The 25517-nt window shown below is 55.8% G+C and carries 18 protein-coding genes and 1 tRNA gene; 12 read left to right on the top strand and 7 right to left on the bottom strand.

Translation table 11 applies throughout. The features are described from left to right. The first annotated feature begins 16 nt into the window (after nucleotides 1-16). Complete coding sequence (locus tag NB063_RS27385) at nucleotides 17-2086, top strand: tetratricopeptide repeat protein (protein ID WP_250932243.1); 2070 nt, start codon at nucleotides 17-19, stop codon at nucleotides 2084-2086. Here NB063_RS27385 and NB063_RS27380 read toward each other — a convergent pair. After that, entirely contained in the window at nucleotides 2067-2252 is a 186-nt protein-coding gene (locus NB063_RS27380) for a hypothetical protein (RefSeq protein WP_250932242.1), read from the bottom strand. The genes NB063_RS27385 and NB063_RS27380 overlap by 20 nt on opposite strands. Between NB063_RS27380 and NB063_RS27375 the strand changes: the two genes are divergently transcribed. From NB063_RS27375 to NB063_RS27365, 3 genes are all read left to right on the top strand, one after another. Next, the gene (locus NB063_RS27375; protein WP_250932241.1) at nucleotides 2251-3174 is read left to right on the top strand and encodes a MotA/TolQ/ExbB proton channel family protein; all 924 of its coding nucleotides are present in this window, start codon (nucleotides 2251-2253) and stop codon (nucleotides 3172-3174) included. The genes NB063_RS27380 and NB063_RS27375 overlap by 2 nt on opposite strands. 42 nt (nucleotides 3175-3216) lie before the next feature. Next, the gene (locus NB063_RS27370) at nucleotides 3217-3621 is read left to right on the top strand and encodes an ExbD/TolR family protein (RefSeq protein ID WP_250932240.1); all 405 of its coding nucleotides are present in this window, start codon (nucleotides 3217-3219) and stop codon (nucleotides 3619-3621) included. A gap of 158 nt (nucleotides 3622-3779) precedes the next feature. Then, the gene (locus NB063_RS27365) at nucleotides 3780-5558 is read left to right on the top strand and encodes a prenyltransferase/squalene oxidase repeat-containing protein (protein ID WP_250932239.1); all 1779 of its coding nucleotides are present in this window, start codon (nucleotides 3780-3782) and stop codon (nucleotides 5556-5558) included. A gap of 90 nt (nucleotides 5559-5648) precedes the next feature. Here the strand turns inward: NB063_RS27365 and NB063_RS27360 are convergent, their stop codons facing one another. From NB063_RS27360 to NB063_RS27345, 4 genes are all read right to left on the bottom strand, one after another. Then, nucleotides 5649-6539, bottom strand: a complete 891-nt coding sequence (locus NB063_RS27360) for a class I SAM-dependent methyltransferase (protein WP_250932238.1) — start codon at nucleotides 6537-6539, stop codon at nucleotides 5649-5651. Beyond that, nucleotides 6526-6951: a Minf_1886 family protein gene (locus NB063_RS27355; protein WP_250932237.1), complete on the bottom strand. Its 426-nt coding sequence runs from the start codon at nucleotides 6949-6951 to the stop codon at nucleotides 6526-6528. Before NB063_RS27355 ends, NB063_RS27360 begins: the two co-directional genes overlap by 14 nt. Before the next feature lie 174 nt (nucleotides 6952-7125). Beyond that, nucleotides 7126-8001, bottom strand: coding sequence for a PSP1 domain-containing protein (locus NB063_RS27350; RefSeq protein ID WP_250932236.1), 876 nt, complete (start codon nucleotides 7999-8001; stop codon nucleotides 7126-7128). Nucleotides 8002-8042: 41 nt separating this feature from the next. Further along, nucleotides 8043-8858, bottom strand: coding sequence for a sugar phosphate isomerase/epimerase family protein (locus tag NB063_RS27345; RefSeq protein WP_250932235.1), 816 nt, complete (start codon nucleotides 8856-8858; stop codon nucleotides 8043-8045). A 118-nt stretch (nucleotides 8859-8976) separates the two neighbouring features. Between NB063_RS27345 and NB063_RS27340 the strand changes: the two genes are divergently transcribed. Beyond that, a tRNA-Arg gene (locus NB063_RS27340) sits at nucleotides 8977-9050 on the top strand. A gap of 112 nt (nucleotides 9051-9162) precedes the next feature. Here NB063_RS27340 and NB063_RS27335 read toward each other — a convergent pair. Beyond that, complete coding sequence (locus tag NB063_RS27335) at nucleotides 9163-9300, bottom strand: hypothetical protein (protein WP_250932234.1); 138 nt, start codon at nucleotides 9298-9300, stop codon at nucleotides 9163-9165. A gap of 329 nt (nucleotides 9301-9629) precedes the next feature. Beyond that, a complete protein-coding gene (locus NB063_RS27330; protein WP_250932233.1) occupies nucleotides 9630-9785 on the bottom strand; it encodes a hypothetical protein in 156 nt (51 codons plus the stop codon). A gap of 342 nt (nucleotides 9786-10127) precedes the next feature. On the opposite strand from NB063_RS27330, the gene NB063_RS27325 reads away from it, so the two are divergent. The 7 genes from NB063_RS27325 (at nucleotide 10128) to NB063_RS27295 (ending at nucleotide 25510) form a co-directional block, all read left to right on the top strand. Next, complete coding sequence (locus tag NB063_RS27325; protein ID WP_250932232.1) at nucleotides 10128-11657, top strand: sulfatase; 1530 nt, start codon at nucleotides 10128-10130, stop codon at nucleotides 11655-11657. Nucleotides 11658-12315: 658 nt separating this feature from the next. Next, nucleotides 12316-14655 (top strand): beta-galactosidase, encoded by a 2340-nt coding sequence (locus NB063_RS27320; protein ID WP_250932231.1) that lies wholly within the window; start codon nucleotides 12316-12318, stop codon nucleotides 14653-14655. A gap of 93 nt (nucleotides 14656-14748) precedes the next feature. Further along, nucleotides 14749-16554 (top strand): right-handed parallel beta-helix repeat-containing protein, encoded by a 1806-nt coding sequence (locus NB063_RS27315; RefSeq protein ID WP_250932230.1) that lies wholly within the window; start codon nucleotides 14749-14751, stop codon nucleotides 16552-16554. A gap of 74 nt (nucleotides 16555-16628) precedes the next feature. Then, on the top strand, nucleotides 16629-18200 hold the full coding sequence (locus NB063_RS27310) for a sulfatase family protein (RefSeq protein ID WP_250932229.1): 1572 nt from the start codon (nucleotides 16629-16631) through the stop codon (nucleotides 18198-18200). Nucleotides 18201-18302: 102 nt separating this feature from the next. Further along, nucleotides 18303-21479: a sulfatase-like hydrolase/transferase gene (locus tag NB063_RS27305; RefSeq protein WP_250932228.1), complete on the top strand. Its 3177-nt coding sequence runs from the start codon at nucleotides 18303-18305 to the stop codon at nucleotides 21477-21479. A gap of 377 nt (nucleotides 21480-21856) precedes the next feature. Further along, nucleotides 21857-24124, top strand: a complete 2268-nt coding sequence (locus tag NB063_RS27300) for an FAD-dependent oxidoreductase (protein ID WP_250932227.1) — start codon at nucleotides 21857-21859, stop codon at nucleotides 24122-24124. Between the two features lie 306 nt (nucleotides 24125-24430). Further along, a complete protein-coding gene (locus NB063_RS27295; protein ID WP_261367623.1) occupies nucleotides 24431-25510 on the top strand; it encodes an AAA family ATPase in 1080 nt (359 codons plus the stop codon). Nucleotides 25511-25517: the final 7 nt, after the last annotated feature.

The following is a 25517-nucleotide window of genomic DNA, read 5'->3' as shown; positions in this document are numbered from 1 at the left end:
TCCGCGAGTAACCACGATGGCGCGAACGGACCACTTGTCGTATTGGCCCCTTGCTGCTGCTGTCCGTTTTCGCGGATTGCTGGGGATTCTCATTGCCACGTTTGCGTTGGGGTTCCCGTGCCAAGTTGATGCCGACGGCGCGGACAATTCGTCGGTCGCAACTGAATTGATGCGAATGCTCGATGACGGCGATATCGATGCCGCCGTCGATGCGGTTTCGCAGATCGAGGTATCGAGTGCTGTGTCCTCGCGGACGCTGGCGGCAATCATTCAAACGGCCCGCAAGTGTTCGAGCGAAGGTCGCAACGAAGACGCCGCGGACGTATATCACACAGCCGCAGCCATTTGCGGGAAACTTTCGGCCGACTCCCCGGCGGAGCTGCCAGCGGAAAAAGCCGTTGCGATCTGGCACGCCGCTGCCAGCGGTTTGACCGTTGTCGGTCGCGACGCTGAGGCCCTTCGTTGGCTCCGGCTCGCGGCGAAAGCGTCCACGAACCCCTATGCGGGGCAACGTGTCGGAGACGCTCTGCTTGCGGTCGCATCAGGGGCTTTGAACGGGGCCGACAAACTGACCGCGGGCCATGCCTATCAACTCGCCATTGAGCTATTCGAGAAATCGGAAGCCGAGCATCCCAGTCCATCGATGGCGACGGCACGATTGGGTTATGCGTGGACTTTGGTGATGGCGGCCAGCGAGAGCGGTAATGCCGATCACATCCGACAATCACTGATTGCCGTTGATGAGTTTCTTCAGCGTCATCCCGACCACGACGATGCGTCGTCGGCATTGCTATTAAAACTGAGTTGTCAGACGCGGTTGGGTGAACACGACGCGGCGGATTCGACTCGGGATGAAATCATGCAAAAACATCCGCGAACGGAAGCGATGTGCGAAGTCGTTCAGCTCGCCTGTGCTGTTCGCGGTGATGACGGAGAGCCGGCACCGCTGGGTGAACCGATACGGCAGTATCTCGTTGAACATTATGACTACGTTCTTGCATCGCGACGACTGCGGGCGAATCTTGATGTGGTCAAAGCCGCGTTGATCGCGGCGGCGGTTGCGGGATCGCCTGAAGCGGAAATCGGGTACGCGGTGGCTTTGTCGTTGTGTGATCAAGTCGGAGATGCGGCCACCTCGGCACTCGAGGAACTGCACCAAAACGGTCACGACGCCGCGGCGCAGAGGATCGCGATGCGTTGGTTGTCGGCACGCGATGAGAGCACGGCCCAGCCGAATTCGGTCATCGCGAAAATGCAAAATCAATCCGGCATGTTGATCACCGGACCCGTTCGCGAAGCGGCATGTCGATGGGCCGGTCGCACGGGGCTTTGGTCGATGCTTGCGATGGCGGCGGAGGAAGAACCCGGGCTTTACGCGTCAACGAGTGATTCGTCCGCCGAGGATGAAGCGTACCGACGTGGACGATCGTTGCATGTGGAGCGACTGTTTGCCGAAGCGTTGTTGCAAACGGGCAAAACGAAACAATCCCTTAAATTATGGGAACGCATCGTCGACGGTCACGGCGCCGATGATTTTCCCACCCTGTTGCGGCTGGCTGAAACTGCCGTGGCGGTTGGTTCGGTCACTCAGGCTAGCACCCGCATTGTGGCGGCCCAATCGGCTGCAATGCAACAAGGAACCGCCACCGGTGGAAACGGCAATTCGTCGCCGGAAGTCGCGCTGACGAACTTGCTCGCCGCGTCGTTAGAGGTTCGGCAATTGAACTTTGACCGGGCCCGTGGGTTGCTTGAGCGAGTCGTGAGATCGTCGCGGGCCGATACCGACGTACGCGGCCGGGCTCAATGGTTGATCGGTGAAACTTTCTTCATGCAAGAAAAGTTTGTCGATGCGATCGCGGCCTATCGGCAGGTCGAAGCGATCGGCAGCAGCGACCAATGGACTGCCGCGGCACTCGTGCAGGCGGGGAAGTCCTTTGAACAATTGGGGAGGACACGTGAGGCCACCGTGTGTTATTCAACGCTAGTCAGTCGGTTTGGTGATTCGCCTCACGCCGGTGGCGCACGCCGACGACTCGCAGCCATGACGTCAGGCGGTTCTTCTGCTCCTAGCACGATACGACGATGATCCCCACAAAATTCTCCACACTCCAACGATGTCGCGCGGGCGGTTCGGGCAGGTTGTCCGACTCACCGACGATGCCGAAGAAACGTCCCGATTTTGCTGCGCGGTGGTGTGCCGCATCGCTGCCCTTGAGGGCAATTTGTTGGTCGTTAATCGTGGCCGCGTCCATGTTTTCAATCGCGTCGGCTCAGACGCCGCAGTTCAACTACAACCCCGGTAACGGATACAACCAAGGCGGGTATAGCGGTTCGTCTCAACCGAACACGTATTCCAATCCAGGTGGATTCGGTGCCCAATCCGCTCCTGCGGCACGCATCGCGGCGGCGGCGCCTCAGAACGGCACAGCAAATCAGTTTTCGATTCCTGCGGCGCCGACCGAAGCAGAGGCTGAACCCGAGGCGGAGTCGGCTCCATGGGAAATGCCCGCGATGATCCGAAAGATCACTGAGGGTGGTTGGCTGATGATTCCCCTCGGAGTTTGCTCTTTAATCGTGATCGGATTGTCGCTCGAGCGGATGATCGCATTGCGGCGGTCGCGAGTGATTCCCAAACCGTTCGTCCGTCGCTTCACCGAATGCGTGGAAGATGGTCAGTTGAGTTACGAAGAAGCGACGTCGATCTGCGACGAGTTTGATTGTCCGGTCGCCGAAGTGTTCCATGCTGCGGTTCGCAGATGGGGACGTCCGATGATGGAAATCGAGCAGGCCGTGATCGATGCGGGCGATCGAGTGGGTGATTCGCTGCGCCGTTTCCTACGAGTCTTTCATGCGATCAGCAACGTGACACCATTGATCGGATTGCTCGGTACGGTCTTGGGCATGATCCAGTCGTTTGAGAATCTGAGTCCGCAAGGCGGAGGCGGTCAAAGTGAGCAGCTCGCCGCAGGGATCAGTACCGCATTGATGACAACGGCGGGTGGGCTCAGCGTCGCGATTCCGGCCTATTTGGCATACATGTACTTCAGCGCGAAATCAGATCGGTATCTCGGTGAAATCGACAAGCTCTGCCAACGCGTGATCGACTGCATTTCCGCCGAAGGGCTTGAGAACGCGGGTGCGGCGAAGACTCCTCGGAAACGCCGGGCCGCTTAAACCCGATTTACTTGCCATACCCTCCTCTGAACTCTGTCTTCGATGATCCGTCGTTCGCCACCTGAAACCGCGACCATTAATCTCACGCCGATGATCGACGTGGTGTTTTTGCTCGTGATCTTTTTCATGGTGGGTAGCAAATTCGACAACGGCGAAGATCACCTGCAGGTCAACGTGCCTGGTGTGGCGGAGATGCGTTCGATGGCGAGGTTGCCCGATGAACGGATTGTTGAGTTCACATCTGCCGGAGTTTTGAGGCTCGACGGGGCGGAAGTCTCCCCCGAACAGCTCACCGGGTTGCTCCGGTCGCAACACCAAAGCTATCCGGCGCTCAAGGTTGCCGTTCGTGCTGACGACAATATTCCGTATGGCCAAGTCGCCGAAGTTCTTCAAAGGGTGCGTGCTTCCGGAGTGGATCAAATCGGAGTCGCGACCCAGAAGCGGTGAGGGCTATCGCACGACCGGATAGCTGACCACCCATCCTCATCTCACGGTCTTCTGCTCTGATTCCTTCGACTCTTCCATCAGCGGATCACTTTTGGCACAACCCGACTGCGGTTCGGTTGGTTGCTCTGCTCGCTGTTGGATTGTTGGTAGCGACGGTGATGTTGTTCCGTCGTCGCAAAAGCAGCGGCCGTGGTGCAGCGATCATCTGTCTGATCGTATCGATCGGACTGCACGTTGCGATTCTCGTCTGGGTCCCGCGACTGTCGCTGTTCTTTTCAGGCGGCGGCCGCGTCGCAGAAACGGGGGATGCGGCAGGGGAGTCACCGGTTTCGGTCGCCGTGTTTGATCCGAGTTTCGTCGAAGAAGATTTTTCGGATGCCGATTCGCTCAGCGATCAACTTTCCCGGGGCGATGAATCGGAATCGGATGATACGGCCACTTTAATCACGCCACTTTCACTTGGGCAACCGATTGCGGAGTTGCAGGTTCCGACGACGGCGCCGACGACTGCGGCAAGCGATGACGCGTCACCGCCGGAGCCCGCGGCAGATGCATTGGTAGAAGCGTTCCCGAAGAAGGTGCCTGCGTCGCTGGCGTCGACATCGAAAGCATCGCCAAAGACGTCTCCGAGCGATGTCGAGGATCTGCTCGGCGATTGGCTCGACGAAACACTCGCGGTCCCGGAAGTGCAACCGGATCCGGCGCCCGAACAAGTCGCTTCGACCGATTCGGCGGTTCCCCCCGCGACCGCACCGCCGCGAGAGACCGTCGCCGCGTCGGCGGAGACGAGAGCTCCTTCGCACGCGGAACGAGCCGACGATTCGCCAAACGCCGCGGCTCCCAAGACGCACGTCCCGGGACAGGTCGATGAAGACTTTGCCGCCCGACAAGGTGCCGCCAAATACGAGGCGCTTAACGCAACCGGCGGCGATGCTAATACGGAAGCTTGCGTGGCAGCGGCGCTGAAGTTTCTCGCTGAGCAGCAACGGCCTGATGGAGCCTGGGATCCGCTCGCCAGCGGCGCCGGACGAGAACGAGCACCGCTCGGGTTGCAACGAGGTTCAGCCGGTAAACGTGCAGAGACGGGATTGACCGGGTTGGCGTTGTTGTCGTTGCTCGGTGCCGGAAACACTCATCAATCCGGTGAGTACCGCGACAACGTTTACCGTGGGCTTGTGTATTTACTGGGCCGCCAACGCAGCGACGGATCACTGGCCGGAGACGCGTCGATCTATGCGGCCCACTACTGTCATGCGATGGCGTCGCTCGCGCTTGCCGAAGCGTCCGCAATGACGGGCGACCCTGCGGCGATCGAGGCAACCCGCCGGGCGGTGGCTTACTCGCGATCGACGCAGCATCCCGTGACCGGCGGTTGGCGTTACACACGCGGTGATGCCGGCGACCTCAGCCAGCTCGGTTGGCAAGCGATGCTGCTCGACGGTGCGCGGCGGGCGGGTGTGTTTCGTAGCCGTCACGAACTCGAAAACGATCAACGTATGCAGGACGGCGTCGCTCGATTTTTGGCGAGTGTTCGCAGTGGACGGGCAGGCGGTTTGGCGAGCTATCGTCCCGGGGAACGTGCCACACCGACGATGACAGCAGAAGCACTCGCGACGCGTCTGTTGATCGGAGAGAAGGTTCCACCGGATACGATCCGTGAGGCCGAAGCGGTGTTGTTGTCTGCTCTGCCTGGACGCACCGCAGGGCCGGACAATTTGTACTACTGGTACTACGCAACGCTCGCCCTCCATCAACTCCAGGACGACGCCTGGGAAACGTGGAACGATACGATGAAGCAACGCTTGCTCGCCACCCAGCTGCCCAGCGGCAGTTGGCCCGACTCGACGTTATGGGGCGGTTACGGAGGAACGGTTTACACGACCGCGATGGCAACGTTGTGTCTGGAAACGTACTACCGGCACCAACTGCGCAGGTAGTTTCGACTGCCGGGAGTTGGAGAAGCGGATCAGCTTTCGGGCAAATCAAAAGGTACTCTGAAAGCGATCGATCTCGACACCGATCGCCATTCAGAAGGGCTGAGGTTCGATCGCCGGCAGCGGGCTGTCGTCGCGGGCGAAGAACATCAGATGTTGCCATGGCAACGCGTTGTACTCGCGGACGAGTTTGAGGTTGGACGCCGCGTACTCTTTCATGATCTGATGTTTGGACATCTTGTGCAGCGGTTTGATCGGCACGTCGGGGTCTTCGGCGCGGTATTCCAATAAGGCGATCACGCCATTCGGTTTCAGGCTCTCGCGGATCTCCCACAGCATCGATTCCGGGTGCGAAAACTCGTGATACACATCAACGAGCAAAACCAAGTCGACTTCACCGGCAGGTAAGCGGGGATCATCGACTTTGCCGAGGATCGGACGGATGTTGTCGACGCGGGCACGAGCCATGTTTTGACGCAGCTTCGCGAGCATTTCGCGTTGGATGTCGACCGCGATCACTTGCCCATCCCAATCGTCAACGTCGTTCGCGTCACCTTGGTTTTCGCCGGGGAGTGTCTTGCGAGCACAGGCTTTTGCCATCGGCAGCGTCCAGAATCCATTGCCGCATCCCAGGTCGACGACGGTCATGCCCGGGCGGATGCCGAGTTGACCGAATGCTTCGACGGCGCTCTCTTCATCGTTTCGTTCTGGGCGGACCAACCATGAGGCACCGAGGTGCGACATCGGTTGAGCGACGATGCGACCCATGTAGGTCTTCCGCGCCTTTTCTTTGGGACGCGGGTAGGATGGGGTGGTCGTGTCGGGCCCAGAATCAGGTGTGCCCTCTGCGGATTCCGAGGCGACTGCGTTTCTAGCAGTCCCGTCATCGGCGCATAAGCACGTGGGCGGCGGGGTGAGCAGGAGCGTTGCCAAGATAGCGACAACGAAACAGCGATGGTTTGCGAGGCGACTATTCGGCCTCATCAGTGACCAGTTCGAATTGCGGTTGGAACGCTTGATCGAACGAATAGACGTCATCGAAATCTTCACGGCGATCGGTCTCGCTCTTTCGCATTTGTTCGATTCGAATCAGGTTGTACACCAACTCGCCGAAATCGCCCGTTGATTGAAGTCCCCAACGTCCTAACACCATTTTGGCGAGGTAACCATATTGATCGATCGCATAGAGTCGACACGCTTCGCAGAGTTGTTGACCGGTCAGGTGGCGGGGAGCATCGACATCGGGCTCGTCGCCCTCGCAATAACCTAGCGGTCCGATCTGATCGAGATTTTCATGAGCGTACTGCAGCGATTCGCGAATGAACTGGTACGCCTCGAGTTTGTAACGTGGGTCGTCACGAAGGAGATCCCGCATGGCTTTGAGTGGCGAGGTCATGGGCGTGCGTTTTTGGGAATTAGCGAAAATTAATTTGTTCTGAAATATTCCTCGGTCGGTGAGCAAACCACAGGCCGGGTGTATGAATTGTACTCCGCAATTCGGTTTACGGCACCGGCTGGTTTCCGATTCCGGCTCCCGAAAATGGGAAGTTTTTCTTTGGGAAAATTGCGTTTAGTATCTTTTCTTCTTGCGGTGCGGGGGCCCGTCTCCCGCTTTGAGAATCTCAATGACGTCACTCGCTGGGATCATGATCCGCCTTTTGTCCTCGGTCGTGACGATCAGCTGGCCCGCCAGGATATCTTGGGCAGCGACCCGGCAATTGCCGTCGCGGGTGAGCACCTTGCTGCCAATCGGCGGTAATTCCGAGGCGAGCGACTCATAGGTGTCAAATTCGTAGCGCAAGCAGCATTTCAGCCGTCCGCAGCGGCCCGAGATTTTGCTCGGATCGAGCGATGCCCGCTGTAGTTTGGCCATTTTCATGGACACAGGAGGCATCTTGGACAAAAAACGGCTGCAGCAAACTTCTTGGCCGCAGTCGCCGAAATCGGCCAGCAATTTTGCTTCGTCGCGGATTCCGATTTGCCGCATTTCGATGCGAGTTTGAAATTCGCGGCCGAGCAATTTGACCAGGGCACGGAAGTCGATCCGGCCTTCGGAGACGAAATACACGATCACACGTTCGCCGCCGAGCAACCGCTCGACGTCGATTAACTGCATCGGCAACCCCAATTTATCGACGTGCGGTTGGCAGGCGGCGAGGTCACGACGCGTCATTTCCGACATCTGCGACCAATCGCCCCGATCGGTCGAATCCAGGCGGCGAAGGATCCGGCCGTGGGTCGGATCCGACAATCCACCCACCGCCGCGGGAGTCGCTTCGCAGAGGACGGTGGCGATCTCCGTACCCCGATCGCTGTGAATCACAACTTCGTCGCCGTAGCGGAAGGCTTGTTTCGCCGTCATCACGCCCAGATGTCGCATGCTGCCATACCGGCATACATACTCCAGAGCGGATTCGTTATCAGAAGGCGAGGTGGGAGGAGACAAGTTCGACTCAGTAAATAGGGTTCCGAAACCATTCGCGGTTTCTAACGGAACAAGCGATTAAACGCTTCGATCGTTTTTTCAGCCGCGGTTTTGGAATCCGGCAACGGGAATGCTTCGGCGCACAAGTAACCATCGTACTTGATGTCACGCAATGCCGCCGCGATCGGTTCGAAATCGGTATGCCCCAATCCGGCCGCTCGGCGGTTCGAATCGACGAAGTGAATATGGCCGATCGCGTCGGCACCCTGCCGGAGTGCATCGGCCACATTGGCCTCTTCGATGTTCATGTGGAATAAATCGGCCAACAGTTTGACGTTCTTGGTCGAAAGACGATCGAGAAACGCGACCCCTTCGGCAATCGTTTTGATCAGGTTGGTCTCATACCGGTTGAGCGGTTCGTAAATCAGCGGAACGTTGTAAGTTGAAGCGTGAGGGGCGAGGGCTTCGAGGGATTCTGCGAGCAGATCCAATGCCTGGTCGTGATTGATTTCGCCACCAAACCGTCCTTGCATCGAACCGATGATCGCGGGGGCACCGAAGGGGCCGCCGAAGTCGATCATCGAGCGAACAAACTCTTGGGCGGACTTCCGCTTGGAAGGATCTGGATCGGTCAAGCTCAAGCCGTGTTTGACCATCCCTGCTCCGGTACCGACGGCGGCGACTTTGAGGCCGCTATTTTTGACGAGATTCTGCAATTCAGATTGTGGCACTGCATCGGGACCGGGGGCGAATACTTCGATCGCATCGTATCCGAGTGACCGTGCGTTCTCGAAAGCATTTTCGAGTCCGTCCCAATAAACAAATGGACCGCCGCGGGCTTCTTCGACGAGACTGACGGTGATTGCAGAACGGATCATTAAGTCGAGTGGGGTGGTGGGGAGAGGGGGTGGGATATGGCCGCGAGTTATACACGACTTCTCTTCAGGAGGCGAGTTCCACTGGCTCTGTAGATCGGTTAAACTCCTTCGCTCGCTCGCCCTCGTAGCTCAGCTGGATAGAGCAGCTCATTCCTAACGAGCAGGTCGCAGGTTCGAATCCTGCCGGGGGTATCTTCCGTCGTGTGTCCGCAATGATTCGACGCGGATACAGTTGGCAAATCTATTGATCGCAACGGGGCGATTGCCCCGCCTCAAGCTCCGTGAGCCCGATTCACTTGGTGACTCAGCGATCGGCTACGGCGTCTGATTGCCGGCTGGTCAGCACACCCATGCCAAGACGATTGCTGAGTCGCAATGCGTCGACACAAAACACGCGTTTGCGCACGAATGAATCACCGGCAACCGCACCGGCATCTGTCATCGCTTCGCGACTTGGGTTGCGTGGAGGCGGCGTCGAACCCGGACTCGCGTTCGGGGCTTTCGCCTGCCGTCGCTATCGCGATTAAGAATGGAAGCGATACTTGCGTGGTCTTGGCGTTCCATGACTTCGCGGTGATTCAGCAGCCCAGGATTTAGCAGCCCAAGCTAACGCCCCAATGGCTCATGAAATTCTGCCGAATTGTTTCTGACGACGTGCCAAGACCGATAGACGCGGCTGTCGTTATGCAGCCTCTCAAACATGGGAGAACGCGTCGTTTTATAGGCAACTGTCCGGGAACTCTTGCAGCATTTCGAACGGTGGCGGTTGTCTTAGACGCTACCGCTGACCGTCTGGGATACCTGCGCCTTGCTTGGGTGTCCCAGCGGCGCGGACAAGGCGACGGCGACGATCGCTAGTGTTGCGACCAAAACGAATGCGATGATGAGCGGTAGGTCACTGGAGGGGGCGAGATTGTCTTCGTTCATGAGGTTTGATTGACAGGGGACATAAAGCAAGGTCATCCAAGTGGTTTACCGGGTGGCGGAGTCGACCTTACAAGCTCCAATTATTTCTAATGGTATTTTTCCGTTTTGACGGACAGAGTTTTTTGGCAAAATTCGATGAGGGGATGAAATACCCCGAAATGTAGAATTTGCGCCACGGTCCGCCAATCCATTGCCCTGCTCAGCTTCGCCTAAAATGCGGCAAAGGAAATTGGTGAAAGTGGGATCACCCCACCGCGCGGGCGATTCCGCTGCTCTCCCGCGGGCGAGGAGTTATAATCCTGAGGCCCGCATCCCGGCCTTTGAAACGCATGAACTTACGCAATGATTTCCTACCCCGCCCGTGTTGTTGTCGACGTCTTTTTTTTCTTGGTCTGCCTCGCGGTTGTCGTGCCTTCGGCACCGGTTGAGGCCGCGGACACGCCACCCAATGTTGTGTTTGTTCTGGTGGATGATCTGGGGTATGCGGATGTCGGATTCAACGGATCCCAGTTCTACGAAACACCTCATATCGATCGACTTGCAAAACAGGGGCTAGTGTTCGATTACGCCTACATGTATCCGACCTGCTCGCCATCGCGGGCGGCGTTGGCGACAGGCAAACAGTCGTTTCGCACGGGGGTGTACACCGTGCCTGTGCTCGAAAAAGGTTCGAACCGTGAAAACATCTTTTCGCGTTGGACCGTGGGCGAGGAGCACACGATGTACAGCCAACCGCTCGCCGACGCCGGATACCGATCGATCCACATTGGCAAATGGCACCTCGTCGGGCCCTATCCCCAAGCTGAGATGGCGGCGAATTATCCACTGAAAAAGAAGCTGGGGCAGCCCAGTCCCTCTGACTTCAGTTGGGTCGAATATCACAAGTCCGAGGCGTGTCGAAAGTACTATCCCGAAGGCCGTGGTTACTTGAAGAACGTCGCGGGCACCTATCGAGGCGATCCGGCACTCGAGGTGGGCGGATACGACAGCGAAACCGGAGGGTATTTCGCACCGTTCAGCAATCCGTTCTTGGAACAGAAACCGGACGACGAATGGTTGACCGATCGACTCACCGACGAAGCGATCGAGTGCATGGGCGTTCACAAGGAAGGTCCGTTCTTCATCAACCTGCACTACTACACGGTTCACCGGCCATTGCGAGCCCGTAGCCAGAGTTTGCTAGAAAAGTATCTGAACAAACCGGGTGATCCTGTCACCGGACAAGGAACGAACACGGGAAAACAGAAGGTGCTGGAGGCCGAGTACGCAACGATGATCGAGTCGCTCGACGATAACATCGGTCGCATCGAACAGTTTCTCGTCGAGAACGACCTTCGCGAAAATACGTTGATCATCTTTACGTCCGACAACGGTCAGAACGGACGCAGCAACAATCTCTTACGCGCATCCAAAGGGCATATTTACGAAGGTGGAATCCGCGTTCCCACGTTCATCAATTGGCCCGGGAAGATCAATCCACGGCGAACGGAAGTGCCGATCATGGGGTTGGATTTCTTTCCGACGTTCATGGATTTGGCGGGTATCGACTATGACGGAGTGCTCGACGGTCAATCGATCACGCCGCTTTTTAAAGCCGATGATGCGACGTTGGAAAATCGGCCGCTGTTTTGGCATTTGGCGAGCCAGTACAAACACGGGACTTGCTCGGTCATCCGCAAAGGTTCGTACAAGCTGATTCAGTTTTTAGCCACCGGGAAACTGGAACTCTATGATCTCAGCCGGGATCCGAAGGAAGAACACAACTTAACCGCGACCCAACCTGAGACGGCGGAGCGGTTGCTCGCCGAATTGGTGCAGTGGCGGGGCGCCAATGATGTTCCGCTGCCACCCAATGCCGTGGTTGAGAATTAGTCGCGCCGGCTCGCCGGGGGCCTCGGAGCAAACGGCGAAGTTGTTCGCGATCGTTGTTTTCATCAGCCTCGCAAGACAGCACGCTTGCAACGTCGCCTCGATTGCGGGTTGGTGCCGATTGAGGTGACGGAGCTTCGCAAGACCTTTGCGGTTCCCGGTCGCGTTCGGTGTTGAAACGAGAAGATGCGCCGCGGCGGTTCTTGTCCTGCAACATGCTGGCACGCCAAACATAAATGCCCTCGTCGATAAACTTGCGTGTTCGAGCACAGTGTGTGGCAATGTTGCGATGTTACGAGGCGATTCCGTTAGTGCTCTATACAGTTGGCGTGCTGGTTAAGGGCTAATGCCAACGTGCGGGTGACAGTATTCGAAATTATGGCCAAGTCTATATGGTTTGCGTTTTGGTTCATCACTTCTGATCGTTTGCTATTTCGTCGCGGCAGACTGCCAAGGTGCAATTCGGACAAGTTCCGCTGTCTCGATTCAAGTAAGATGGTTGGCCCGGCAACATCGAAAGAAGCGAGCGTGTTATGAAGTCACCATGCGTCGTGGTTGAGCGACAGAAGTAAAGAGCAGGTCGTGTCGCTTGTCCGCGAGAACGCCGCGTGGTTGCTCGGACGAACGTAAACGATCGAACTTGAGAGTACCAAACGTTTTCATGAATATCGCAGCGCCCGTTTGCGGACTCCTCCTTGTTTTGGCATTGCCTGCAGTTTCAGTAATCGCCCAAGATGATACCGCTTGGCATGAACTTAAGTTGCAGGTTCAAGAACGTGCCGACGCACTCGATGCTCTGATCCAAAACGCGGAGCGAGAGGGAGTTTGCACGGACTACGCGTTGGTGTCCAAGCATGTCATCGCGACCTATCTGATTGCGGCGCAGCATGACAAGGACCATGTCGAAGACGTTCGCAAGATCTTTCAGAAGGTTTGGTGGTTCAAGAAGACGGATCCGAAAGAAGCCGATAATCTGCCTTGGAACGAACTGCGGTCGTGTCTCGATGTGGCTGACAACGCCATCGCCGAACTGACGCGGCAGCTCGACGGTTCGGTCACGTTATCAACGCCTCCGGATTTTTCGAGCGGGAAGATGACCTTGGACGCTGGAGCGTATCGACTCGACGGCAAGCCTGTGTTTCCGCATTCATTGGTGTGGTTGCCGGGGACGCCCGAATACATGCAGGCATTCGGTCACATCGGTGGAGCCTACTATCAGTTGACTCATCTTCGAGAAGATGGAACGGTTGCTCCGTGGACGGCGAAAGGCTTGGTTGAACGAACCCAAGACGACGTCGCCAACAACGCCGCGCCCCTGGTTCACTTGATCGGGCACGCGCCTGCGAAATGGATGGTGGAGAAATATCCTGAAGTTCAGCAAGGTGCCAGGAACTTTACGAAATACGACATTGACAACCCACTGATTCGCAATTGGATGGATCAACTCTGCGCGGGCGTCTTGCCAAAGATCACCACCGCGGCAGGCGATCAGCCGCAAGTGCATTTGCTCGCCAACGAGCCCCACTTTGCGACTCAAAAAGGCGGTTGGCTGGCGAAAAACGGCGTCTCCGATTTGACCATGCAGAAGTTTCGCGAGTGGATGGCGGCGAAGTACGTGTCTATCGTTGCGGTCAATCAGTCCCACGGCACCGTGTACGTGAGTTTTGCGGATGTGAATGTCGACATGCCGATCGATCCCGCTTTGCGAGGAACAGCGATTTGGTACGACTGGTGCCGATTCAACATGGACCGAGTGAACGATTGGTTCACCTTTTTGAAGACGACGACGCAACGGCATGATCCGCAACGGTCACCCGTTTCGATCAAAACGCTCGGACACACCTTGGGCAGTTCGGAGCGTGACGGCGGCATGGACATTGAATACCTCACCAAGCTTCAAGAGATTCCCGGATCCGACTTGCGTGTCGTTCCGCAGGGGACAACCTTCTACGGCAAGAATGAAGACGGGCGTGATACCGAAACCGGATGGGCATCACGATACGCGTACCTGTGGGTCGATCAATCGATGGTGTTGGACTTTACCAAGTCATTGTGTCCAGATCGTCCGTTTTATGATTCTGAATGGCATGGTTTCGGTACGGTCAGTTGGCGGCACTACCACATGAATCGACCTTACGTGCGATCGGCAATGTGGCTGGCGTTTACTCATGGGATGAGCATGATCAATCCTTGGCTCTGGGGTCGAGGACTCGATGGCGGGCTCAATGACAAGGCAGATCACATTGGCGAATTGGCAACGCAACCGATCGCCGTCGATGCGTACGGACGAGTGATGAAGGAACTTAACGCCCACGCCGAAGACGTGATTGCCTCGGTTCCTTCCCAACGCGATGTCGTGATTTTCTATTGCGAGGACTCCGCGATTCAAGATCCTGATTACATGCCACAGGTTGCGGACATCTACGAGGCCTTGAAGTTAACGAACATGCGAATCGGCTTTGTGACCCCGTCGGGATTGGAGCAATTGAACGAGGCGTCGCAAACTCTCGTCGTACCACCGACGCCATTCATTGCGGACGAGACGCTCGCGAAGGTCGTCCGGTTTTGCCAGGCAGGGGGGCGAAGCGTATTCGTCGAGCAAGAGAAGAGTTTTGTGAAAAACGAACTCGGATTTCAACGCGATGATGACTCCTCGATCTCTCCAACCGCCGCGATCTCGACAAAACCCGTGCTTGAATTGGCGGAAGAGTTGGAGCAGTTGTTGATGCCGTCACAGGTCGAGAGACCACTCGATTTCAAGATCACGGACGAAAACGGTGCGAAGGCATATGGAGTCTTCTTAACTCAGTCCGTGGATCCTGCGAAGGGAATGATCTCAGTCGCGATGAACAACGTTAGCAAAGATCCGCGAGTCGTGAAGTTGCGTCCGAACAAAGGCAAGTCGGGAGTCATGATCGATGCCATTGACCAAAACCGAGTCAGTGGAATCGTCAACCTCCAACCGTGTGAAGTTCGCTTGTTAAAGGCCACCTTGAAATAATCCCGCGAGATGCCGATGCCGGCCTGCGTTCGGATGCCGATCCACTGAAAATCGGGTTATCGAAACCCTAACGATATTTGAGAAGACAAACGAGTGAAAACCACCTTTTTCATGCTGTTAATCCTGTGCTGTCATTCCTGCGTTCTGCAAGGTTTGAATGCCGAAGAGGTGATCTACCTATCGGCCGCCGATACTGACATGACTCCGGTGATTCGCAAGGCGATCGAAGTCGCCGACAGCGACAATGTAAAGATTGTGTTGGAGAAGGGAACGTACTACTTTCGTCCCGACTATGCGTTTGAAAAGGACTGCGCGATTACGAACCACGGAAACGGGAGGAAACGTATCGCGTTTCCGTTTCGCGATTTGGGTTCGATCGAAATCGAGGGGAACGGCAGTGAACTGATCTTTCACGGCCAAATGATGCCGTTTCTGTTCGAAAACTGTGGACGCGTGAGGGCACGCGACATCACGATCGATTGGGATATCCCATTCACATTTCTGGGTGAAGTGGTTGCATGTAATCCTACCGAGCAGTGGCGAGACATTCGGCCGATGACGGATGGGTTTTCATGGCAACTGCACGACGGTCAATTGCGTTTTCCGGATGTAGATGGATTCAGCTATCCGTATTTGGGAAGCACGTTGGCGTTCGATGCGAAAGAACGACGCGTCGCTCATGGTGCGCTCGATTTGGAAAGCCGACCTCGGTTAGTTGAAAAACGTGCCGGAGGTGTGCTGCGTTTTCATGAAAAACTCCGGCAATATCCCGCGATCGGAACGTTGTTGAGCTCGAAGGGAGATCGCGAGCATGACCGTTATGCACCGGCAATTCACGTAAAGTCGTCGAAGGATATCCATTTCGAAAACGTGATTATCCATCATGCGCTCGGAATGGGATTTCTGATGGAGCGGTCCGATACCGCGACACTCACCGGGTGTGGTGTCCACCTTCGCAAAGGAACCAATCGCGTCATTTCATCCACCGCTGATGCGACCCATTTTTGTAATTGCCGAGGCGACATTCTTGTGGAGAACTGTCGCTTCGAGAATATGCTCGACGACGGTACGAACGTGCACGGCACCTACGTGAGCGTCGATGAAGTGATCGACACGCATGCCGTTCGAGTCAAGCTGATGCATTTCGAGCAGTCAGGATTTGAATTTGCGGGCGTCGGTGATGAGATCTGGTTCGTGCATCAACCTGATCCGGGGCGTGCATCGGTAAACGAGGTTGCTGCGGTTACGCCGATCAATGGACAGTTCGTGCAATTGAAGTTCGCAAAACCGCTGCCTCGTGACCTTGTTCCTGGTGATGTTCTCGAGAACAAAACGTGGAACCCGAAATTTACGATACGTGGATGTACCATTCGGAATCACCGGGCCAGGAATATTGTTCTGAAGACTCCTCTCAAAACCGTTGTTGAGAACAATGAGTTTTCGTCGATGATGTCTTCCATTTTCTTTCGTGGCGAAACGTACTTTTGGTTTGAATCGGGCGCCGTGAACGATGTGCTCATTCGCAATAATCGATTTCAGTATTGTGCGTACAGTGCAATGGAGCATGCGGTGCTCACGATCACACCGCGGTTGGGGGAAACGTTCGACCAGGACGTGCGGTATGACCGAAACATCCGGTTCGAGAACAACACGGTCGAAACGTTCGACAATCGGATCGTTTGGGCAGATCGCGTCGACGGATTGGTGATTTCCGGCAATACGATTCGCCAGAGCGGTGATGCGGAGTCGCTGCATCCGACGGCGGCCGCGTTCGACTTTGCGAATTGTCGCAACGTGAGTGTTATCAACAACACGTACGAAGGTGAACACACACCTCGTTTCGAAGTCGATGCGATCACCGAGAAAACGCTTGTCGCCAAAGACAACCAGGGCTTTTGATTTCTAACTCTTTCACTCGATTTTCGTTAGTCGTTGACTGACGAACTTTTACAACTCTTTTGCTTTTGTAAGTCATGATTAGATCTGCCAGTATTTTCTTGTTCGTGGCCGTGCCACTGTTGATCGCCGTGGGGTTGGTGCCGATGAAGGCCGGTGCCGAATCGCCGAACATTATCGTGATCTATGGCGATGATATCGGGTATGGCGACTTTGGTTGCTATGGTGGTGTTGGGGTAGACACGGCGAATATTGATGCCCTCGCGGCCAGTGGGATCCGGTTCACATCAGCATACTGCACTGCCGCGACCTGCACTCCATCGCGATACTCGTTGCTGACTGGGGAATACGCGTTTCGCAATCAATCGGCGCTTATCTTGCCCGGCAACGCGCCACTGATCATCTCAACCGAACGACCCACGATCGCAACCTTTTTGCGTGACAACGGCTACACAACCGCTCTGGTTGGTAAATGGCACCTGGGGCTTGGTTCGGCAGACAGTCCATTGGATTGGAACGGGGTGATCGCACCGGGGCCGAAGGAGGTTGGATTTGAATACTCGTTTAACATGGCGGCGACGGCCGACCGTGTCCCTTCGGTTTACATCGAGAACGGCCGTGTCGTGGGGCTCGATCAATCGGATCCGATCGAAGTGAACTATGAATCGATGGTTGGCGATGAGCCCACGGGTGTGTCGCATCCGCAATTGTTGAAAGTGCAAGCAGACGAGCAACACTCCTGCACAATCGTCAACGGCGTCAGTCGCATCGGATACATGACGGGAGGCCACGCGGCACGTTTTAAAGATGAAGACATGGCCGACACGTATCTGAACAAGGCGATCGAATTTATCGCCGAGCATAAAGACGAGCCGTTCTTTATGTACTACGCACCAAACGAAAACCACGTTCCTCGCGTCATTCATCCGCGTTTCCAGGGATCGTCGAGTTTGGGGCCACGCGGTGACGCGTTGGCGGTTTTTGATTGGTGCATCGGTCGATTGGTCGATGAATTAAAGAAAGCCGGCGTTTACGAAAACACCTTGATTGTGATCTCGTCGGACAACGGTCCCGTCTTGTTTGATGGGTACTGGGACGGCGCTCTTACACGGCAAGGTGATCACCAGGCGGCGGGACCCTTTCGCGGCGGCAAATACAGCCGTTGGGAAGGCGGGACGCGGATGCCTCTGATCGTTTCATGGCCGGGTAAAGTGACACCTCATGTTTCCGATGCCATCGTCAGCCAAGTCGACTTGTTTGCATCGATCGCGGCGTTGATCGAAAAACCGATGCCCGACAACGCGGGCGCGGACGGCCAGGACATCTTGCCCGCGTTGCTCGGCCGATCGGACATCGGCCGCGAATACGTTATCCAAGAGGCGTTGACTCAGATCGCGGTCCGTAAGGGAGATTGGAAGTACATTCCACCAGGAAGTATCACTGAACGCGGTGGTGTGGGAGAGTGGAAGGAAACCAAAATCGACGAACCCGGTCTTCTGTTTCATCTCTCCGAGGATCCCGCGGAACGACACAATGTTGCCGATCAATATCCAGCGAAGCTTGAAGAGCTTCGGGGGATCATTGATGACGTCGCTCCCGAAAAGGCAACCGGGAACAAGAACCTCGACAAGAAACAGCTGGGCTTCTAGCAACGCCGGCTGATTGATGTCACCGCGACAATCACGGTCGCCGTCCCTTGTTAATCATTTCCTCCATCCCAACCCGTTCCAGAAAAGAAAGGCCCCACATCGATGGAATTCATTAGAACGAACACGTCAACGACAACGCACCTCGTGTTGTGTGCTTGTATGTTGTTGGTCGCACCTTTGGAAGCAAAAACGATCAATGTGGCCGATCATGGCATCGTGCCCGGCAAGGATGTGACCTATGCGGTCAATCAGTTGCTCGAATCGGTTAAGGATGAAGCGGGGGTCACGTTGGTGTTTCCTCAAGGTCAATACGACTTTTATCCGGAAAACGCGATCGAGATGTATCGGGCGGTGGCAAACCACGATAACGGGCTGAAGCGGATCGGCTTTCCTATCTTTGATTGTGAAGACATTACGATCGATGGTGGAGGTTCGACGTTCATGTTTCATGGTCGATTGGTGCCCGTAACGATCGAACGGACCCGAGGCGTTGCCCTGAAAAATTTCACGATCGATTGGGTGCGGTCTTTTCATGCCGAGATGACGGTGGTCGACCGAGACGAATCCAACAAGAGCTTTGAGGTTGAGACTGATCCTAAAAAATACCCGTACACGATTTCAGGCGGAGAACTTCTGTTTCAACGTTATGGGCAGGACGATCCGATCGGGGCGAATATGGTGTTTGATCCAGCAACCCGTTCACCGATTTTTGAAACCAATCAGTACTCAGTGAATTCGAATAGGGCGAAAGTCACCGCGACAGGCCAAAATCGGTTTCGGATTGAAAATGCGGTCAAGCGAGCACCGCCCGTGGGCAGCGTGTTAGTTGCTTACGGGGTTCATCCGACGAGCCGTTTGTGCCAAGCGATTCACGTCACCAATTCAGCGGACGTTCGACTCGAGAACGTGACGATTCACGATGCGGGAGGCATGGGGCTGATTGTGGAACGCACCGACAACGTCACGTTGGATCATTTGGTCGTCACGTCGACCGAGGATCGGATCGTATCGACGCGTGCGGACGCGACTCACTTCATCGGTTGCAAAGGAACGATCCAGCTCGAGGATTGTTTGTTTGAGCACATGCTTGACGACGGCATCAACGTTCACGGTGCGTACGTCAAAGTCGCTGAATACTTGGGTGATCGCGAGTTTCTTTGCGAGATCAGTCACTTTCAGCAATGGGGGCTGACGTTTGCTGAGCCAGGAGACAAGATCGCATTGCTGTCGCGAACGACGATTTTGCCCTTCGCGGAGACAACGGTGGAAGACGTGAAGGTGCTTAACGAGCATCGGTTCGTGATGACGGTCGCGGAGGTACCTGAGTCCATGCCGGAGGGACCGTTGTCGGTTGAAAACCTAACGTGGTATCCCGATCTGATCATGCGGAATAACACGATCCGCGAGAACCGCGCGCGAAGCGTGTTGGTGACGACGAAGGGCAAGGTGCTGATTGAGAACAATTACTTCTCGTCGCAAATGCATGGAATTTTGATTGAAGGGGACAACAATAAGTGGTACGAATCCGGTGCCGTGGAAGATGTCACGATCCGCAACAATGTTTTTGATAACATCGGGTACGAGGCGACCGCTCGCTATCCGCTCGTCGCTTCACCATTGTTTACGTCGGATCAGCATTGGGGTGAGGCGCGTTATCACCGCAATATCAGTTTCACCGGCAATACGCTCAAAAGCTTCAACGGTTTGATTGCGAGTGCCAAGTCCGTCCAAGGGCTGGAGATTTCGGGCAACAAGATCGAATTCAGTACCGATTATCCAACCGTTGATGTTGGCGAAGCGATCGTGCTGGAGTATTGCGATGACGTGACGATCCGCGACAACAAGGTGATCGGTTTTGATCACGAGTTGAAGGTGAATGTGTCCTCCGACACCACCAACGTTAGCATCAGCAAGAACGATGGGTTGGGAGGTGGGAACGCCAAACAACCCGAAGCGAACGTCAATGATGTCGGCGCGAACTCACGGAGGCCGAACATCTTGTTGTTGTTTGTCGATGATCTCGGCTGGAACGATCTGGGTTATCGGAACTCGAAATTTGAGACGCCCAACATCGATCGCCTCGCAGCCGAGAGTGTTGATTTTCAAAGAGCCTATATCGCCAGTCCGACGTGCAGTCCCAGTCGTGCGACGTTATTAACGGGAAAACATCCGGCGCGATTGCAGATTGTTCGTCATATTCCCAACGAGACCAAATACGGGTTCGATCCGTCCGGCCGAACCGATGAAGAGTTCCATTTGTGGGCTACCGACCCGGCACAGTTTCCGTGTCGCAATTGGCTGCCCTTGGAACACACGACCTATGCCGAGGCATTGAAGAATCTCGGTTATCACAACCAATTCTTTGGCAAATGGCATCTCGGACACGAACCGTTTCATCCTATTCGACAAGGTTTCGACGAACAGTTTGGGACGAGCAACGCGGGGCATCCGAAATCCTATTACCCGCCGTTTTTTAAAAACTCGGATGTTTTGGCCGATGTGAAGGACCGGTATCTCACTGATACGCTCACCGACGGCGCCGTGAAATTCGTTGAGCAGTATGAGCGTGACCAGCCGTTTATGTTGTCCATGTGGTACTACAACGTGCATCGTCCACCGGTCCCTCGACGCGACCTCGTTGAGCATTTCTCCGCGAAGGGGTATGGGAAGGAGGATGCGGTGTACGCGGCGCAGGTCAAAGCGGTTGACGAATCGGTTGGACGTTTGCGTGATGCGTTGGCGCGAAAAGGGATCGAGGATGACACCATCGTTATCTTTTTGTCTGATCAGGGAAGTTGGTATCAGAATCTGCCACTTCGGGGCAGCAAACGAGTTGACACACTTTGCGAAGGCGGAGCACGTGTGCCGATGATGGTTTACTGGCCGGGCGTTGCGAAACCGACTCAGAATTTCAGTCTTGTCCAGTCGACGGATTTGTTTCCGACGTTGGTCGAGATCGCGGGCGGGGATCCGTCGCGATATGAAGATCTCGATGGTGTCTCACTTGTCGAAACCATTCGCCAAAACACGAAGCTCAATCGTGGCGAGCCGTTGTTTGGATACCGTGCTTATGAAGATTTATACGCATCGGTTCGCGAAGGCGATTGGAAACTGTTGGCGTATCGAAGCGGCAATGTCAGTCTCTACAATATTCCCCAAGACGAGAGCGAAGAAAATGATGTCGCCCAATCTCACCCTGGAATTGTGAAATCACTTACGCAGCGGTTGATTGAGTGGGAGAAAAGGATGAATGTGGAATCCTATTCCGGTGTGCAGTGAGATATCGACGCGATCGGAAATCTATTGATTGCTTCACTGCATTCGGCAGTGTCGAAAGAGACCCACAACGGCGAGCAACCGCTCTCATTGTGTGTCGCATTTACAAAGAGTTTTGTCGTAATCGCCACTGTGTCGAATGTTTTGCGATGTTAATATGTTGGCGCCCGAATAGTACCCTCAGGCAAATTTCACTCTATCCTTCCGTTGTGTTCTGGCGCAGGCACCTTCTGGGAACATGAAAGGATCGTTTCTTGGCGAGGCGGGTAAGGAGTGTGGGTGTTGGTTGGCATGATGCATACGACGGGGCAATCGCGTCATGCACACGCCAAAGAAGATTCTGCCTTTCCATTTCAACTTACTACGGATTCATAATCGGCATGTCTTGCAAACAACTTTCGGCTCTCATCCTCATGATTGCGATGATCGCCCCGGCAAAAGCGGAGCAGGTCTTGGTTGAGGCGGAGAGTTTCGACACGTATGGCGGTTGGAAGCTCGATACGCAGTTCATCGACACAATGGGGTCGCCGTATCTGCTTGCTCACGGCCTCGGTAAACCCGTCGCAAACGCCTCCACCACGGTGACATTTCCGAGTACTGGTGAATATCGCGTTTTCGTTCGTACGAAAGATTGGGTTGCCCGTTGGAAAGCACCCGGCCAGCCCGGGCGATTCGAGGTCGTCGTGAATGGGAAACCCATAAGCGAAACCTTCGGAACCAAAGGGGCCGAGTGGTTCTGGCATGACGGTGGTGTCGTTCAGATCGATCAACTGAAAACCACCGTCGAGCTCAATGACCTGACCGGGTTTGACGGACGTTGCGACGCGATTTTGTTCACGCAAGATGGCGCGCCACCGCCAAACACGTCGGACATCCTGCCCGGTTGGCGTCGCGAACGGTTGGGACTCAAAGAAAAGCCAACCGAAAAAGGTGGTTATCACCTCGTCGTGATCGGAGGCGGTTATGCGGGGATGGGGGCGGCCATTTCTGCCGCGAGAATGGGATGCAAGGTTGCTTTGGTTCAGAACCGACCGGTGCTAGGCGGGAATGGATCGAGCGAAATCCGTGTGTGGGCGATGGGAAACATCCGGCGAGGAAAATACCCGCGGATCGGCGAGATTGTTGAAGAGTTTTCTGATCACGCGACGAAGTCGCCGGGAACGTACGAAGAGTTTGAAGATGCTGAGAAGGAGGCGATCGTTCGCGCCGAAGAGAACATCGACCTGTTCCTCAATCATCACGCGTTTCAAGTTGAAATGGATCTCGATTCGATCCAAGCGGTGCATGCATTTGATACACGAACCGGTGAAGTCAAGCGGTTCACCGGTCGGTTTTTCGCGGACTGCACCGGACATGGCACGATCGGGGAACTCGCGGGTGCAGATCTGGAGATGACCCCCAAGGGGCGGATGGGCATGAGCAACATGTGGGCATGGGGCGAATCCGATGCCGCAGTCGACTTTCCCGAAACATCATGGGCGCTCGATCTTGAAATGGATGATTTCCCCTACCCGCGTGAACATCACGGCCAGTGGTTTTGGGAGTCCGGTTTTGACAAGGACCCGATCGATGGTGCCGAGGCGATCCGCGACTGGAATCTGCGGGCCGTTTTTGGTGCATTTAATGCAATGAAGAATCGCGAGGGTGCCGACGAGCACCGCACCGCCTTTCTGACTTGGGTGGCTTACGTCGGCGGTCCGCGTGAATCGCGTCGTTTGCTCGGCGACGTTGTGTTAACGAAAGAGGATGTGATCGAAAAACGTGACTTTAAAGATGGCTGCGTTCCGACGACTTGGTCGATCGACTTGCATTATCCCAAAGAAAAATACGCCGAAAAGTTCCCCGACAATCCGTTTATATCGAAGGCGGTTCATGATCGCCGCATCGATCGCAACTATGGCTATCCGGTCCCGTACCGGTGTTTTTACTCGCGCAATATCAACAACCTGTTTATGGCGGGGCGTAACATCAGCGTAACGCACGAGGCGCTCGGCACGACGCGGGTGATGAAAACGTGCGGAATGATGGGCGAAGTGGTTGGGCGGGCCACCAGCCTGTGTATCTTGCACGATTGCCTGCCCCGCAGCGTCTACGAACGCTATTGGGACGAAATGCACGAACTGTTGTTATTGCCTGGGAAAGCTCGCCGTGACACCGTCGATGCAAAAATCGAGATCCCAGACGATGCGATGACGGCGGCCAATGATCAAGGGATGTCGACAGGCATTGATCCAGCATCGCTTCCGGGAATCGTGATCGATGATAGCCAAGCGAAGAAAACGGGACCGTGGCGTCCGAGTATCAGCCTGGAAGGGTTCGTCGGGGCGAGCTACGTGTTCAGTCACGCCAACGACAATGCGACGATCAGGTTTGCGGCCGACGCACCGAGGACAGGCAAGTTTGCGATTCGAATCGCGTACCGACCGCACGCCAATTGCGGAGATCGGGTTCCCGTCACGGTCAGTATCGGTGATGAAACGTCGACGGTTATCGTCAACATGAAGACGCCACCGTCGGAGGGCGTTTTCCACACGGTCGGGCGATTTGAAGTCCAGGAGGGAACTCCTGTCGCCGTCACGCTTGCGACCGAGGGAGCGGGCGGTGACGTCCATGCCGACGCCGTTCAGATCGTTCCGGTCGGGAATTAGGTGTTGCCAAATCTGCTTGCAAGTCCGTTCTCGGACGTTTTTGAGGGAGATTCAATACGGCGTCTCTGGCTGCTGGTTGGCCCACTCGATCGAATCAAAACGGTCTGTGACCGCCTGAGAAGCTGTGTGCGAGATAGTCGGACCACCGTTCGGCCGAGGACAAGCGTCGACCCCACCATGGTGAGGAGGGTGGGAAAGCGGCTGGATCGGTGGTGTTATCGGAGTGTCGAGCAGCGCGGCGGGGACTCGGAGCAGGTATGATTGAGGCGGCTCCTATTCTTCACGTATCCATATTGCGAGACATCGTTGAGTTCCTCTGCCCCTGATCCTGGTCCACCGGCGCCGCCTGTTTCGCGTGGTGCACGCACGTCCGCAAACCGCGCCGCGGCTCGGGGAAAAGGCTCGGCTCCGGACGTTGCGCCGCCGGTTGCTGCGCTCGATGTCAACCAAGTCGCCGAACTCGCTAAACGCGTGATCGGGAACGTCGAACTCGCGATCGTGGGCAAACGAAAACAGTTGATCTTATCGTTGGTGGCGTGGCTCAGTGGCGGCCATATCTTGCTAGAGGATGTTCCCGGCGTGGCCAAAACGATGCTTGCCCGCGCGTTGGCGAAGAGTCTCGGTTGTCAGTTCAAGCGGGTGCAGTGCACGCCGGATCTTTTGCCTTCGGATGTCACGGGGACATCGATCTTCAATCAGAAAACGTCCGAATTCGAGTTTCGAGCCGGTCCGGTTTTTACGCAGATTTTGCTTGCCGACGAGATCAACCGGGCGACCCCGCGGACGCAGGCGTCCTTGCTTGAAGCGATGGCGGAGGGACGCGTGACGGTCGACGGAAAGACCTACACTCTCAAGCCCCCGTTTTTGGTGATCGCGACCCAGAACCCGGTCGACCACGAGGGGACATTCCCGCTGCCGGAAGCGCAGCTCGATCGTTTCCTGATGCGTTTCTCGCTCGGCTATCCGACTGTCGAAGAGGAGCTCCGGATGCTCGACATGTTGCAGCGCACCCATCCCGTCGACTCGCTTGAAGCGGTTGCCACGGCGGAGCAGTTGGTCGCCGCACAGGCTGCGATCCGTGAGGTTCACGTCGACCCGCGGGTCCGTCATTATTTATTGCAGGTGGTCCATCAGACTCGTCATAGCGAGCATCTCGCGTTGGGTGGCAGTCCGCGGGCGACAATCGCGTTGTTTCGATGTGCGCAAGCGATGGCGGCGATTCGAGGGCGTAGCTTCGTTTTGCCCGATGACGTCAAGAAGGTTATCCCGCCCGTGATGAACCACCGATTGATTTTGCGTCCCGAAAGCCGATTGCGGAAGCTCACGACTGAAAAGGTCCTCGACGAGGTGCTCGGTGAGATTGCCGTGCCCACGATCCACGCGTGACATCATC

The sequence above is a fragment of the Aporhodopirellula aestuarii genome (assembly GCF_023701485.1).
Lineage (GTDB): Bacteria > Planctomycetota > Planctomycetia > Pirellulales > Pirellulaceae > Rhodopirellula > Rhodopirellula aestuarii.
This window is presented reverse-complemented; position numbering and strand designations above follow the sequence as displayed.

Coding starts and splice junctions, on each gene's coding strand:
- NB063_RS27385 (WP_250932243.1), top strand. CDS start 17: ATGGCGCGAACGGACCACTTGTCGTATTGGCCCCTTGCTGCTGCTGTC.
- NB063_RS27375 (WP_250932241.1), top strand. CDS start 2,251: ATGTTTTCAATCGCGTCGGCTCAGACGCCGCAGTTCAACTACAACCCC.
- NB063_RS27380 (WP_250932242.1), bottom strand. CDS start 2,252: ATGGACGCGGCCACGATTAACGACCAACAAATTGCCCTCAAGGGCAGC.
- NB063_RS27370 (WP_250932240.1), top strand. CDS start 3,217: ATGATCCGTCGTTCGCCACCTGAAACCGCGACCATTAATCTCACGCCG.
- NB063_RS27365 (WP_250932239.1), top strand. CDS start 3,780: ATGTTGTTCCGTCGTCGCAAAAGCAGCGGCCGTGGTGCAGCGATCATC.
- NB063_RS27360 (WP_250932238.1), bottom strand. CDS start 6,539: ATGAGGCCGAATAGTCGCCTCGCAAACCATCGCTGTTTCGTTGTCGCT.
- NB063_RS27355 (WP_250932237.1), bottom strand. CDS start 6,951: ATGACCTCGCCACTCAAAGCCATGCGGGATCTCCTTCGTGACGACCCA.
- NB063_RS27345 (WP_250932235.1), bottom strand. CDS start 8,858: ATGATCCGTTCTGCAATCACCGTCAGTCTCGTCGAAGAAGCCCGCGGC.
- NB063_RS27335 (WP_250932234.1), bottom strand. CDS start 9,300: ATGACAGATGCCGGTGCGGTTGCCGGTGATTCATTCGTGCGCAAACGC.
- NB063_RS27330 (WP_250932233.1), bottom strand. CDS start 9,785: ATGAACGAAGACAATCTCGCCCCCTCCAGTGACCTACCGCTCATCATC.
- NB063_RS27325 (WP_250932232.1), top strand. CDS start 10,128: ATGATTTCCTACCCCGCCCGTGTTGTTGTCGACGTCTTTTTTTTCTTG.
- NB063_RS27320 (WP_250932231.1), top strand. CDS start 12,316: ATGAATATCGCAGCGCCCGTTTGCGGACTCCTCCTTGTTTTGGCATTG.
- NB063_RS27310 (WP_250932229.1), top strand. CDS start 16,629: ATGATTAGATCTGCCAGTATTTTCTTGTTCGTGGCCGTGCCACTGTTG.
- NB063_RS27305 (WP_250932228.1), top strand. CDS start 18,303: ATGGAATTCATTAGAACGAACACGTCAACGACAACGCACCTCGTGTTG.
- NB063_RS27300 (WP_250932227.1), top strand. CDS start 21,857: ATGTCTTGCAAACAACTTTCGGCTCTCATCCTCATGATTGCGATGATC.